Origin of the sequence: Streptomyces canus (assembly GCF_001514145.1) — a bacterium.
In the GTDB taxonomy this organism is placed as follows: Bacteria; Actinomycetota; Actinomycetes; order Streptomycetales; family Streptomycetaceae; genus Streptomyces; species Streptomyces canus.
Map to the genome: position 1 here is coordinate 181,951 of NZ_KQ948667.1, position 13,408 is coordinate 195,358.

Here is a 13,408-nt window from a genome sequence, read left to right on the forward strand (position 1 = left end):
ACCTGATGCGCTTCAGTCGCACGGAGGATCGTACGAGAGCCGCGGCAGGTACTCCTCCCAGGCCCGGCGGGTCAGAACGTTCGAAGTCGTCGCGCAGATACGGCTGATCGCGTCGTCGACGTCCAGGTCCCACAGCCGGATGGTGTCCGCGCCGCTGGAGACCCCGAGCATGCGGCTGTCGGGGCTGAAGGAGAGGAAGCTGCCGGTCTTGGCGCTGGGGCTCATCGACTGCCCGATGGGGCCGGCCGCGGACGGATCGGCCACGTCCCAGAGCCGGACCGTGTTGTCATTGCCACCGCTGGCCAGCGTGGAGCCGTCACGGCTGTACGTCAGCGACACGACCGCCTCGGTGTGCCCGGTGAGCGCCGCGCCCGTCCGCTCGGCGTGCGTGGGGTCGGTCACGTCCCACAGCCGGACCGCGGCGTCGTCGCCGCCGCTGGCCAGGGTGTGCCCGTCCGGGCTGAAGACGAGCACGTTGACGGGCCCGGTGTGCCCGGTGAGCGGCCTGCCGAGCAGGGTCGGACGGACCGGGTCCGTCACCTTCCACAGCCGGATCGTGCCGTCCGCGCTGCCACTGGCCAGGGTCCGGCCGTCCGGGCTGAAGGCAAGGCCGTCGATGTACCCCTTGTGGCCGGCCATCGGGCCGTGGGACACCGGGTGGGCCGGGTCGGTGACGTCCCACAGCTGGAGGTTGCGGCTGTCGTAGGCGGTGGCCAGGGTGCGTCCGTCCGGGCTGAACGCCAGTGCGTCCGGACCCATGAACCGGGAGCGCAGGACGAGCGCCGGACCGTAGGGGACGGGGTGGGCCGGGTCGGTGACGTTCCACAGGTGGACCCGGCCGGTGGTGAGCACCGCGAGGGTGCGGCCGTCGGGGGAGAAGAGCACCTGGGAGTCGGGGTCGCGCGCCACGGGGGTGAACGGCTTGCCCAGAGCCACGGGCCGGGCCGGGTCCGTCACGTTCCACAGCCGGATCCGCCCGTCCCGACCGGCCGTGGCGAGCACCTCGCCGTCCCGCCGGAACGCCCCGCTGCCGCCCACCAGGTCTCCCGCCGGGATCGACCACAGGCGCACCTTGCTGTCGCCGCTGCCGGTCGCGAGCGTACGGCTGTCGGGGCTGAAGCCCAGCGCGTACATCTCGCCGCTCGCCCCGGCGAGTGGCTCGCCGATCTGCGAGGGGTACGCCGGATCGGTCACGTTCCACAGGCTCGCCGTGCTGTCCGCGCTGGCGGCGGCGAGCATGCTCCCGTCCGGGCTGAAGGCCACGGACCAGATGGGACCGGTGTGGCCGGTCAGCGGCGAGCCCACAGGCTGTGGATCGAGCGGGCTGCGCACGTCCCACAGCCGGACGCTGTCGTCCGCGCTGCCGCTCGCGAGCACGGTCCCGTCCGGGCTGAAGGCGACCGAGTGCACCAGGCCCGTGTGACCGGCCAGGACCCGGTCGTACGGCCGTGGCCTGCGCGGATCGGTGGTGTTCCACAGCCGGATGGTCTGGTCGTCGCCCCCGGCCGCCAGCATGTGCCCGTCCGGGCTCCACGCCACGGACCGCACGGCGGCCCCGGCCCCGGTGAGCTCGGCGGGAGGCTGTTTCCTGTCCCGCATGTTCCACAGCCGCACGGTCCTGTCCTCACCGGCGGAGGCCAGGGTGCGCCCGTCCGGGCTGAAGGCGATCAGGTAGATCGTGCCGCGGTGCCCGGTCAGGGGAGCGCCGAGCGACTTCGGCGCGCGCGGGTCGCTGACGTCCCACAGCCGGATCGTCCCGTCGTCCCCGGCACCGGCGAGCGTCCTGCCGTCGGGGCTGAACACCGCGCTGCTCACCCAACTCGTGCCACCGGCGAGGGGCTTGCCCAGCGCCTTGGGGCGGGTGCGGTCGCCGACGTCCCACAAACGCACGGTCCGGTCGTAGCCGGCGGTGGCGAGGAGCTTTCCGTCCGGGCTGAACGAGGTGAGGTAGACGGCCCCGGTGTGGCCGGTGAGCGGGGTGGCCAGCGGCGCGTTGACGATGGAGATCAGCCGTGTGTTGGTGCCCTCGTCGTCGGGCCTGAGGTTGTGGGCGACCAGGTCGATGCGGGCGGACAGCGACGGATCCGTGTACTGGACGCGGTCCGCCTCCGCGACGACCTGCTCGAACAGGGCGTCGTTGCGCTGCTGCCAGGCGACCACCGCCGAACCGACGGCCACCATCGCGAGGACCACCAGGGCCGACACCGCGCCCCGCGCGATCAGGACCGTACGCCGGCGCAGCCGGACCGAGGCGGCCAGGAACTCCACCGCACTGCGGGTCAGGTAGGTGTCCCCGGCGGACTTCGCCCACGTGCGCGCCTGTTCGAGCCGCGACCCCCGGTACAGCAGCGACGAGTCGCGGTTCGAGCCCTCCCAGGAGCGGCCGTCCTCCTCGATGCGCTGGCGCAGCAGATGGTCGCTGCGGTCCTCGTCGATCCACTCGCGCAGCCGCGGCCAGGCCGTCAGCAGGGCCTCGTGGGTGATCTCCACGGTCTCCGCGTCCAGCGTCACCAGCCGGGCGCGTACCAGCGCTTCGAGGGACTCCTCCGTCTTGCCGGGGTCCGTCGACTCCGCGGCGAGCTGGCGCCGGATGCCGCGCCTGCGGGTGGCCTGGGTGTCCTCGCCCAGACGTACCAGGCGGAGCAGCAGCAGCCGGGCCGCCGTACGCGCCGCCGGGTCCAGAGCGGACCAGGCCCGCTCCGCGGTCGCCGCGACCGCGCCCTGGATACCACCGGCAGCGCGATAGCCGGCCAGGGTCAGCCGGCCCGCCTTGCGGCGCTGCCAGGTCGCGAGCAGGGCGTGCGAGAGCAGCGGCAGCACGCCCGCGCCGTGCTCCCCCACGGCCCGAAAGGCGTGGGAGGTGCCCCCGCCGCGCGGACCGTCGGCGCTCACCTCGCGGATGATCAGCTCCGCGAGCCCCGGTTCCAGCTCCAGGCCCACGGCCCGGGCCGGACCGGTCACGGCCTCGCGCAGCTCCCCGCCGGTCAGCGGCCCGAGCACCATGTGCCGGTGCTGGAGCGCGTCGGCCAGCTCGGGGTGGTCGAGGCAGCGCTCGTAGAAGTCGGCGCGGATGCCGAGGAGAACGAGGGCGGGCGCGGCCGTGTCCGGGCCGGCGGGCGTGCAGGCGGCGTGCAGCACCTGGACGAACGTACGCCTGGCCGCCTCGTCCGAGCAGAGCGTGAACGCCTCCTCGAACTGGTCCACGATCACCACCGGCCGGGCGGTGGCGGCCTCGCGCTGAGCCCACGAGGCGACCGCTTCCCGGACGGCGGGCGCGAATTCAGGAGGGTGGTCGGGTCCATGGGCTTCTGTGCCGTCTGTGCCGTCTGTGCCGTCTGTGCCGGCCACAACGGCTTTCAGCCCGGGTATACGACGTGTCAGTTCCGCGAGCGGATCGGCACCCGGCACGAGCTGCAGGATCGGGCGGTCGCCGGCCTCGCCGTCACCGTCGAGCGCGCCCTCCTCCAGGGCCGTCACCAGACCGGCGTCGAGCAGCGAGGACTTGCCCGCGCCCGAGGCGCCCACGAGCATCACCAGACCGCCCGTGCCGGTCTCGGACGCCGAGCGCAGAAGCTCGACGAGTGCCTTCGTGCTCCGCTCCCGGCCGAAGAACCAGCGGGCGTCCTCCTGCCGATAGGAGGCCAGGCCCCGGTACGGGCAGACGCCGGCGGGGGCCTCCGGCTGGGGCCCCTCGTCCTCGTCCGGAGCCAGTGCGCGCTCCCACAGGCGCTGCCACTGGCCGAGGTCGTACAGTCCGGCCGAGACGGGGGTGGGACTGATGCGCCGTGCTTCGGGAATGAGGATGTGCAGCACGGCCGCGAGGGCGGTGAACTGAGCGGGCACGTTCCGGGCCCGCCGCCAGTCGCTGATCCGCTGCGCGGACACCCGGACGGGGCGTCCCCGCTCGTCGACGCGCTGGAGCCGGCCGACGCCTTCGGACACCCGCTTGAGGGGCGGATTTCCAGCCTCTCGGTACAGCAGGGCGAGACGTTCCGCGAAGGCCGTGCGTGCCCCTGAGTCGGAACTCAAGGTTCCACCCCTTACTTCCCTCGCGGTTGAATCCGGACCGGAAAAGTCACTTTATACGGCTGACCTGCGGTAACGCACTGTTTCCGGCACCGGAACCTCCTCTGCGGGCCCCCTGGCTGGCAGGATCCTGACCCTGCGGCCCAGCCGTCGGGCGACGCCAGGACAGGCCACCGGTCCGGCGCTCCGCGTTCCACCCGGCGCGCCGCACCTGCTCGGTCAATTTCCGTCCACGGTCACTCGCTTCCTCCGGTACCGGTCCCCACGAGGGGAGGGACCGGTACCGGACGAAGCGGGACGATCACTGCGCCGCCCCTACACTTGGTCGGGCGGTTCGGTGTGATCGATGCGGTGTGACCCGGGAGGACGAGAGGGCTGTGGCGAAGATCGTCGGCGGTTTCCAGGACCCGTCGTCGGAGGTGCTCGCCGAGGCGGCCGCCGCCTTCGGACTCCTCGCCTCCGCCGCCCGGCTGCACATCATGTGGGCGCTGTCCCAGGGCGAGAGCGACGTCACCCACCTCGCCGACCGGGTCGGCGGCGCGCTGCCCGCGGTCAGCCAGCACCTGGCGAAACTGAAACTCGCCGGGCTCGTCCGCTCCCGCCGTGAGGGCCGCCGACAGGTCTACTACGTCGACGACCCCGACATCGTGACCGTGGTCCGCGTCATGGTCGGCCAGCTCACGGCCCGCGAAACGTCCTCCGCACCCTCGGACCGACTGCGCGAGGCCGGTGTCTGAGGCGCCGGAGGCGCGGGGGGAGGACGGAGCACCGTCTGCCGCGCCTGCCGCGTCGGATGGGGCGGTGGCTGGGGGTGCCGTTCCGGGTGGGCCGATATCCGGAGCCGACGGTTCTTCTGCGACTGCGCGTGCGTCTGCGACTGCGTCTGTGGTTCCGGGTTGCTCGAGGTCCGGGTCTGTTGATTCCGCTGCGATGTCTGGGCGCGGTGGGGCGGGTAGGGCGGCCTGCGTTGTTGACGGCCAGTCGTCGGCTGGGGCCGCTGGTTCCGCCGGGCGGGCGTCTGTGGGTGAGGGGCGGCTGTCGCCGGGGGCCGTTGCTTCTGCTGGGCGGGCGTCTGCGGGTGACGTACGGCTGTCGTCCGGGTCCGACGGTTCCGCCGGGCGGGCGTCTGTGCCCGGTGCGGTGGACGGGCCGATGTCTGCGTCTGCTGCTCCGGATCGGGCGACGACTGGGCCGACTGGTCCGGATCGGGCGACGACTGGGCCGACTGGTCCGGCTGCGACTGCGGTTCCGGTCAGGCCGACACCCGGGGCCTTCGCTCCGGCTCCGCTTACGCCTGCGCCAGTTCTTGGGGGCGGGCTGACGGCTGGTCGTCCCACTGCCGATTCTTCGTCCCCCGCGCGTGTTCTTGGTGGCGGGTCGTCGGGCGACTCTGCTGTTGCCGATCCTCCGTCCCCCGCGCCGGTCCTTCGGGCCGGGCCGTCAGGTGACCCCGCTGCTCCGACCCCTTCGCCCCCCGCGCCCGTGCCCCCCGTCCTTCCGGTCGCCCCCGGCGCTCCTGCCGCTCCCACCTCGCTCGCCCCTCCCCTCCTGCGCGCTCTCCCTTCCGTCGGCGGCGCGGACGAGGGCGGCGGCACGGCCGACCCCGGTCCCGGCACCGCCGCCCCCGCCGCGAGCCTCCTCGAAGTGTTCCGCCGGCTCGACACCGGCCCGCGAGGACTGACCGAGGCGCAGGCGGAGGGGCGGCTGGTGCGGTTCGGGGAGAACGCGATTCCGGACGCCCGGGATCCCTCCTGGCCCCGCCTGTTCGCCCGCAGTGTGCGTGACCCGTTCACCGCGGTGCTGCTCTGTCTGGGACTGGTGTCGGCCGCCGTCTTCGCCTGGGGCACCGCCTCGGTGATCCTCCTGCTGGTCGTCGTGAGCTGCGTCCTGCGCGCCTCCGGCGAACACCGGGCCGCCCGCTCCACGGCAGGACTCCGCCGCCTGGTGGCGACCACCGTCACGGTCCAGCGCCGGGTGTACGAAGACACGGCCCCGGTCACCCGTGAGATCCCGGTCGAGGAACTCGTCCCCGGCGACGTCGTACGGCTCGGCCCCGGCGACCTGATCCCCGCGGACGTACGACTGCTGCGGTCGACCGGACTCACGGTCCACCAGGCCGCACTCACCGGAGAGTCCGCGCCGGTGGAGAAGTACGCGGTCGAGGACCCGGGGGACGACGGCGTCTTCCAGGACCCCCGGCTCTGCTTCCAGGGCGGCAGCGTCGCGTCCGGCAGCGCCACCGCCGTGGTCACCGCGACCGGCGGCGACACCCGTTTCGCCGCCGCCCACCGCCGTACCGGAAAACCCCCGGCGACCACCTTCGAACGCTCCGTCCAGGGCGTCTCCTGGATCCTGATCCGCTTCGCCCTGCTGACCCCGCCCCTGGTGCTCATGGCCAACGCCGCCCTCCGCGGCCGCGGCCTGGAGACGCTCCCCTTCGCCGTCGCCGTGGCGGTCGGGCTCACCCCGGAGATGCTGCCGGTCCTCGTCACCACCTGCCTGGCCCGTGGCGCCGCGCTCCTCGCCCGTACCCACGGCGTCATCGTGCGACGGCTCCCCGCCCTGCACGACATCGGCGCCATGGACGTCCTGTGCGTGGACAAGACCGGCACCCTCACCCAGGACCGCCCGGTCGTCCACCGCGCGCTGGACGCCGAGGGCCGCGACGACCCCGAGGTACTGCGCTGGGCGGTGGCCGCCGCCTGGTGGTCGCTCCAGCTCGCCGACCTCCCGGCCCCCGACGCCCTGGACGAGGCCCTGCTCGCGGCCGCCGACGAGGACGCCCTCATGTCGTACGACGGCGTCACGGCCCGCCCCCTCGACCCGGCCCGCCGCCTGGCCACCGTGGTCGTCCGCACCCCCGGCCGGCTCGGCACGCACACCCAGATCACCAAGGGCGCCGTGGAAGCCGTACTGCAACGCTGTGCCCTGTCCGACGACGAGCGGTCCCGCCTGCGCGACCTCGCCGACACGCACGCCGCGGACGGGCTGCGCGTCCTCGCGGTCGCCATCACCGCCCGCCAGGCCGGGGCCCGCCCCCAGGAACGCGGCCTCACCTTCCGCGGCCTGGTCACCCTCCGGGACGCCCTCGCCCCCACCGCCGCCGAGGCCCTCGCCCACCTCGCCGCACGGGGCGTCACCGTCAAGGTCCTCACCGGGGACCACCCGGGCACCGCGGTCCGGGCCTGCCGCGATCTGGGGGTCCCGGTGGCCGGTGTCCTCACCGCCGACCGCCTCGACACGCTCACCGACCCGGAACTCACCGAACTGGCCCGCCGTACGACCGTCTTCGCCCGCTGCACCCCCGAGCACAAGACCCGGATCACCCGAGCCCTCCAGGCCGGCGGCCACACCGTCGGCTTCCTCGGCGACGGCGTCAACGACCTGCCCGCCCTGCGCACCGCCGACGTGGGCATCGCCCCACGCGACGCGGCCGGGGTGAGCAGGGAGAACGCGGACCTGGTCCTCGCCGGGAAGGACCTCACCGCGATCGGCCACGCGGTCGCCGCCGGCCGTCACGCGGGCGGCAACATCGCCACGTATCTGCGCATCACGCTCTCCTCCAACCTCGGCAACGTGATCGCGATGCTCTCCGCGGGCCTCCTCCTGCCCTTCCTGCCGATGCTCCCGGCCCAGGTCCTCGTCCAGAACCTGTGCTTCGACGCGGCCCAACTGGCCTTCGCCCACGACCGTCCCGCCCCGTCCGCCCTGCGCCGGCCGAGCGTCCTGGACCCCCGGGCGCTGCTCCGGTTCATCATCGGATTCGGCGCGCTGAACGCGGTGGCGGACCTGGCGACCTTCGGCGTCCTGGCGTTCGCACTGCGGGGCCCGGGTGACGACGAGGCGCTGTTCCACTCGGGCTGGTTCACGGAGAACCTGCTGACGCAGGCCGTGGTGATGGTGCTGCTGTCCTTCGGCAGGGGTGGCAGGCAGCCGGGCCCGGTGACCTGGTCGGCCGCCGGGCTGGCCGGAGTCGGTCTGCTGCTCCCCGCGTCCCCGGTGGGCGCGGGCCTGGGCCTGAGTCCCCTGCCCGGCGTGTACTACGGACTGCTCGCTGCCGTCCTGGCCCTGTACGCCGTGGCCCTGACGGCGGCGAGGACACGCCACGAGCGCGTCTCGGCATCCGCAGTTGCGCAACCGTGAGACTGACGGGCCTCAGGGGCAGGCGATGTCGAACCCGTACCGCAGGGGTTCGTCCGTCACTCCGTGATCGAGCCGGTAGACGTAGACCCCCTCCACCCGCACTCCGGGCGGCGCGCCGTCGGCCTTGCAGGGGTACGTCACCTGCACCACCCGCGGCCGATCGGCAACCTTGACCCGCATGCCGTCGGCCGGACCGCCATCGAGAACGGCTACTTCCCACCCGGTCACGTCGGCCGTCTCCACTGTCTCCGCTGCTTCCACGTCGACAGTTTAAAGCTTGCGCAATCATCCGATCCGTGCCCTCTTTGGGTCACGGTGCCCGTTGCTACGCTCCAAGCACTGAGCAAGGAGAGGGTGTTGAGCATGACGGACGGGTTCTCCGTGGACCTCGACGCGCTCCGCAAGGCCGCCTCCGGGATCAGCACCACCCTGGACGCGATGGCCACCAAGAAGGTGAGCGACATCGACGCTCCCAAGGACGCCTTCGGACACGACTCGCTGGCCTCGGCGGTCGTCGACTTCTGCGACCGGTGGAACATCGGCGTCTCCCACCTGGCCACCGACGGGTCGGAGGTCTCCGACCGGCTGAACCACTGCGTCCAGAGCTACGAGGCGGCCGAGAAGCACATCCAGCTCTCGGCCGAGGGCATTCTGAAGTCCTCGTCCGGAACCGACCCGGGGGCGTCCTGATGGCGGCGGGGCTCGGAGAGACGTCGGACCCCCGCGAGCTCGTCCCGGGCGCACCGGACGCCCTGACCCCGACCGCGCAGTCCCTGCTCGCCTACGGTGACGTCCTCGTCGAGGCCGGCGAAGGACTCGCGAAGATCGACACCGAGAACGGCTGGAGCGGCGACGCCGCCGACGCCTTCCGTGACCGTTTCCACGGTCAGCCGGCCCGGTGGGTCGAGGCGGGCAACAACTTCCACGCCGCCGCGAACGCCCTGTACGACTACATCGCCGCCCTGCGCGCGGGCCAGCAGCGTGCGGGCGAGGCCATCACGCAGTACGCGCGCGGTCAGTCGGCCACCGCGACCGCCAAGAACGCCCACGATCAGCAGGTCAACGAAGCGCGCGGCAAGGGGGACACCACCGAGATCCCCTTCAACGATCCCGGCGAGGCCGACCGCACCGCCGCCCGCGGGACTCTCGAGACGGCTCGCGGAAACGTGGACAGCGCGGGGCACACCGCTGCCGCGCTGGTGAAGAAGGCCACGGAGGCCGCCCCCGAGCGCCCGGGATTCTGGTCCAAGGTCGGCGACTTCTTCGGCGATGTGGGTGAGGACCTGCTGGACGGCGGCAAGACCGTCGTCAACGACCTCGCCTCCTTCGGAAACGCCATGGTCCAGCACCCGGGCGACAGCGCGGCGATGCTCGGCGGCATGCTCCTGGCCGGGGTCAGCGCCGGAGGTGAAGGGCTCGGCGTGGCCCTGGACGCCACGGGCGTCGGAGCGGTCGCCGGCGTACCGCTCAACGTCGTCTCCGCCGCCGGGATCGCCACGGGCGTCGGCCTCGCGGGCGCCGGCGCGGTGGACCTGGCCCAGCACGCCACGAACGACTCCAAGGTCGAACCCCTCCGGATGAACAGCGAGGGGTCGGGAACCGGCGGTTCCACCCAGCAGCCGGCGTCCGACCTGATCAAGAACGGCCAGCAGTACAAGGGCACCGGCGGTCGCGCGGGGAACAACCTGCCGGTGGAGAACGGTCCCAAGGACGGAACCCTCTACAAGACGGACCCGCAGACCGGAAAAGTCACCAACTACACGACGTACGACTCCGAGGGCCGCGCGGTCAAGCGCGTGGACCTGGAGGGCCGTCCGCACGGCGGGGTGGACACACCGCACGTCGTAGAGTACGTGCGTAACACCAACCCGAAGACCGGCGAGGTCTTCGTGCGCCCATCGAACGACGTGCGCGCCGCGTTCCCCTGGGAGATCCCGTGAGCAGCAGCAGGCCGTCGTGGTCCGACCGGAAGCTGCCGGCGTTCTTCGCCCGGTGGCGTGCGGAATGGAAGGACGAGGAGCTCACCCCGGCCAACTACCTCGACTTCGAGGGCGGCCTGCGCTTCGTCCTGGCCGCGGCCTGGCTGTTCTGCCCCGAGACGGTCGAGTACCGGGGCGGTGTGTTCCTCAAGGACCGCTTCGGCCAGGACAACATCGACAACTGGTTCACGACCCTGGACGGCGACCGGGAACGCATCGAGGCGGTGGCCAACCACGTCGAACTCTGGGCCCTGTTCGGCAACACCCCCCTCACAGCCGACGACCACCTGGGCGAAGAACTCCCCCAACTCGCCCTGGCCCTGGGGGAGTCCTGGCAGGGCATCCTCTCCACGCGCTATCCCGACCGCGAGATCACGGTCGAGGTGAGCGACGAGGAGGACGGCGCCTACGGGCCGACGGTGACGTTCTGGACGACTCCGGCGACGTCGGTCTTCGGCTAGCGCGGCCGGTCACCTGTGGTGAGGGGTACGGCTGCGGTGCCTGCGTCGTTCGCCGGCGGTCGGCGACTCGGACCGAGGTCCCACCGGGGGCTGCGGGCTGACGCGTCCGCTGCGGCGGGGCCGGGGGGTGCTGTACCGGTGCACGGCGATTCTGTCGGCGTGCTCGATGTTGAGCCGGTGGATCACGTATGCCGCGGCCGCGATGAGGACGATGAAGGCGGCGACTGTCAGGAAGGTGTTCATGGCGGCCGCCTCACATACCGACGATCAAGCGGCTGGACTGATCGGCCGTCCGACCGGCTCGACCGGGCTGTCGCGGGACGGCCGTGAACACGGCGGGGGCGCCGCCTTCGTACTCCCATGCCTCGTCCGGCTCCAGTGGCTCCTCGGTCGCGGCGACGCCGTGCCGGGCCTCCTCCGCGGCGATGAGCGCGCTCGCGGTCAGGGGCGGGCCGTCGTGGTCGGACGCGGCGGCCATCAGCCGGGCCGCCGACTCCGCCCCGGTCTCCGGCGGGATGATCAGCAGGTCCCAGCGGCCGGTGCCGTAGGAGAGCAGCAACAGCTTGTGCGGGTCGATTTCCGGGGTGAACCAGCCGACCTTGACGACGTGGCCGTTCACGGGAACCTTGCGGGGGATGACCGGCCAGTACCTCGGATTGACGGCGATGCGCGTGATGCGCCCCCACAAGGGATCCAACACGTCGGTCAGAAGGGGCAGTTCGCTCAGCAGATCCCGGGAGCGGGGCCACCAGGCACCGTCCAGGAGCCCACGCGATGCGCCGTCGGTCTTCAGGGCGAGACGCGCGGCCGGGGCGGCGACGGGCTCGGGGTGCGGCAGGGTGGGGTACAAGGTCGCCGTCATGATGCGGACCCGTCTCCGGGCCGCCTCTGCGGCGGCCCGGGTTTCATCTCTCGCCGAGAACGACCCGGCGTGAAAGCCGGTGTGCGAAATGCCCTCGGTACCCTCCACACTACTCCGCGCCCCACCGCGACGCGGAGCAGTGACTGCCTAGAGGTGGAGCAGCCGCTGGGTGATCTCCCGGTACTGCCTCAGCGCGTGCCGGAGTTCGTCGGACTGCGTGTCGGGGTCCTGGTCCTGCCAGCCGGCGCGCAGGACTCGCCGCCGTTCCGCGAGGGCGTTCGCCAGCTGGGCGGTGGCTTCGTCGAACGCACTCTCGGCCTCTTCCAGCGCCTCGCGCGGGGTGTCGGCGAACGTGTTGAGGGCGTGCCCGAGGCGTACGGCGATCGCGTCCCGCTCGGTCGACGGGAGCAGCGGCTCCGGGCCCGCAGTACGGCGTTCGCCGCCGCGCGGCTGGCTCGCAGGCTGCTGGGCGCGTGACTGGTCGTACATCATCGGGGGCCGCTTCCGTTCCGCCTGAAGGCGTCTCTAGTCCTCTGGACAGCCGGTTTCAGGCTTCTGGAGACGATGGTCCGTGAAACGGTCATGGCAGGCCTCACTGTCGGAGTTCGCCTCACGGTAGTGCTGCTGCTCGTGCGGTGTCAGGGACATCTCCTCACCTGTCGTCCGGCTGCGTGTGATCGTCCCGGGAGGACTGGCTGGTCAACAGCCAGGAACGCACCGGCTCCGCGATGCGCGTGGTGTCCACGGTCAGCTGGAGACGTGTTCCGCCGTCAGCGCCCGCGGGGTAGCTGCGCGCTTCGGTGGTGGCGAAGCAACCGCGGAGAATCTCCGCGACATGACGAGCCGCCTCAGGATCCGCGGCGACGATACGAACCTCCGCGTGCCCGGCCGACGGCAGTTCCGGTGACTTCATGGCGACCCCTTGCAGCTCTGTGGACCATGGGCAGCCTGACGCGGATCTGTCCCGACGTGGGCGGCCGGTGTGCGCAGTACTCCGGGCTCGTTTCACTCTACGCCGCTCGGCGGTCCCGGGTGCCGGGCCGTGCTTGTGAGCAGGCCTTTTACCGAGAGACCACGAGCCCGGCACGGTCGGCGGGCCTGGCCGGTGCGCGCCGTACGACTTACGGTGAGAGGACGACCGAGAGGACGAGGTCCCGCGTTCGGTGGCGACACCGAATCCCGCAGACAGGCGGACACACCATGACCGAATCCGACCACTCGCGCGTGCCCGGTCTCCTGCCGGACGCGATCCACCGGGCCGCGAAACCCGGGACAGTTCTTCTGCGGCTGGAGACCACGCCATCCCGGGAAGGGAGTCTCGACGGCGCGTGGTGGCCGCGTTCCCGCGACATCGGCGCGGAGCTGCCCGACCTCATCCATGTGCTGACCGGACACCTCGGCCCCATCACTCGCGTCGGCCTGGACACCACCGCATGGGACGAACTTCCCACGCGCCTGGTCATCGACGACCGGGTGGTCCATATCGACTCCTTCCCGGTCGGTGACAACACCGTCCTGATCACCCGGGGCGACCAGGACCACTTCTCCCTTCTCGTGGTCCCACCGCACACGACACCCGATGCCGCACATGCCGCCATGGCCAGAGCCGTCCGGCTCGACAACACCTCGCCTGCCGCTCAGATCCTCATCGACACCGGCACCCATGGGCGATCGGGTGAGTAGGTGGCGGGTCGCACCGCAGTGCTGATCTCAGCTTGTGGTGAGCGGTTGGCGACGATCGCCGTTCGAGGCGGATTTTCTCACCGTCAAGCGCGCTAAAATCTATCGTGGCTGAAGTAGACATTGGGTGCCGCCATGGTTATGGTTTCTCTCGTAGCCCAGAGAGACAGAAGGGCCCGGCAGACACGAACTGCCTGGCAGCAGTACGTAGTTGCAGTGCGCAGGACGGTGCGGTGGTGGAGTTCCGAAGCCAGGGC

12 protein-coding genes are annotated in these 13,408 nt (G+C 72.0%); 6 read left to right on the forward strand and 6 right to left on the reverse strand.

Annotated elements, in window-relative coordinates:
• Positions 1-12: 12 nt before the first annotated feature.
• Positions 13-4,029, reverse strand: a complete 4,017-nt coding sequence (locus AQJ46_RS33265) for an nSTAND1 domain-containing NTPase (RefSeq protein ID WP_059209089.1) — start codon at positions 4,027-4,029, stop codon at positions 13-15.
• 374 nt (positions 4,030-4,403) lie between these two features.
• Between AQJ46_RS33265 and AQJ46_RS33270 the strand changes: the two genes are divergently transcribed.
• Together AQJ46_RS33270 and mgtA are read left to right on the forward strand one after the other, a co-directional pair.
• Positions 4,404-4,763, forward strand: coding sequence for an ArsR/SmtB family transcription factor (locus AQJ46_RS33270; RefSeq protein ID WP_059209090.1), 360 nt, complete (start codon positions 4,404-4,406; stop codon positions 4,761-4,763).
• Positions 4,764-5,574: 811 nt separating this feature from the next.
• A complete protein-coding gene (gene mgtA, locus AQJ46_RS33275; protein WP_059209228.1) occupies positions 5,575-8,169 on the forward strand; it encodes a magnesium-translocating P-type ATPase in 2,595 nt (864 codons plus the stop codon).
• 12 nt (positions 8,170-8,181) lie between these two features.
• Here the strand turns inward: mgtA and AQJ46_RS33280 are convergent, their stop codons facing one another.
• Positions 8,182-8,412 (reverse strand): hypothetical protein, encoded by a 231-nt coding sequence (locus AQJ46_RS33280; protein WP_225887460.1) that lies wholly within the window; start codon positions 8,410-8,412, stop codon positions 8,182-8,184.
• Between the two features lie 120 nt (positions 8,413-8,532).
• On the opposite strand from AQJ46_RS33280, the gene AQJ46_RS33285 reads away from it, so the two are divergent.
• The 3 genes from AQJ46_RS33285 to AQJ46_RS33295 are packed head-to-tail and all read left to right on the forward strand — an operon-like array spanning position 8,533 to position 10,609.
• Positions 8,533-8,859: a hypothetical protein gene (locus tag AQJ46_RS33285; protein WP_059209091.1), complete on the forward strand. Its 327-nt coding sequence runs from the start codon at positions 8,533-8,535 to the stop codon at positions 8,857-8,859.
• Positions 8,859-10,109: a putative T7SS-secreted protein gene (locus AQJ46_RS33290; protein ID WP_059209092.1), complete on the forward strand. Its 1,251-nt coding sequence runs from the start codon at positions 8,859-8,861 to the stop codon at positions 10,107-10,109. The genes AQJ46_RS33285 and AQJ46_RS33290 overlap by 1 nt, the downstream gene beginning before the upstream one ends.
• Positions 10,106-10,609: a hypothetical protein gene (locus tag AQJ46_RS33295; RefSeq protein WP_059209093.1), complete on the forward strand. Its 504-nt coding sequence runs from the start codon at positions 10,106-10,108 to the stop codon at positions 10,607-10,609. The genes AQJ46_RS33290 and AQJ46_RS33295 overlap by 4 nt, the downstream gene beginning before the upstream one ends.
• Before the next feature lie 9 nt (positions 10,610-10,618).
• On the opposite strand, the gene AQJ46_RS33300 is transcribed toward AQJ46_RS33295, so the two are convergent.
• The 4 genes from AQJ46_RS33300 to AQJ46_RS33315 form a co-directional block, all read right to left on the reverse strand.
• Positions 10,619-10,852, reverse strand: coding sequence for a hypothetical protein (locus AQJ46_RS33300; RefSeq protein ID WP_059209094.1), 234 nt, complete (start codon positions 10,850-10,852; stop codon positions 10,619-10,621).
• A 10-nt stretch (positions 10,853-10,862) separates the two neighbouring features.
• A complete protein-coding gene (locus AQJ46_RS33305; protein ID WP_059209095.1) occupies positions 10,863-11,579 on the reverse strand; it encodes a DUF5994 family protein in 717 nt (238 codons plus the stop codon).
• A 39-nt stretch (positions 11,580-11,618) separates the two neighbouring features.
• A complete protein-coding gene (locus AQJ46_RS33310; RefSeq protein WP_059209096.1) occupies positions 11,619-11,963 on the reverse strand; it encodes a hypothetical protein in 345 nt (114 codons plus the stop codon).
• Positions 11,964-12,123: 160 nt separating this feature from the next.
• The gene (locus AQJ46_RS33315) at positions 12,124-12,384 is read right to left on the reverse strand and encodes a hypothetical protein (RefSeq protein WP_059209097.1); all 261 of its coding nucleotides are present in this window, start codon (positions 12,382-12,384) and stop codon (positions 12,124-12,126) included.
• Positions 12,385-12,671: 287 nt separating this feature from the next.
• Between AQJ46_RS33315 and AQJ46_RS33320 the strand changes: the two genes are divergently transcribed.
• Positions 12,672-13,154 carry a DUF5994 family protein gene (locus AQJ46_RS33320; RefSeq protein WP_059209098.1) on the forward strand — a complete coding sequence of 161 codons (483 nt, stop codon included), beginning with the start codon at positions 12,672-12,674 and terminating at the stop codon, positions 13,152-13,154.
• Positions 13,155-13,408: the final 254 nt, after the last annotated feature.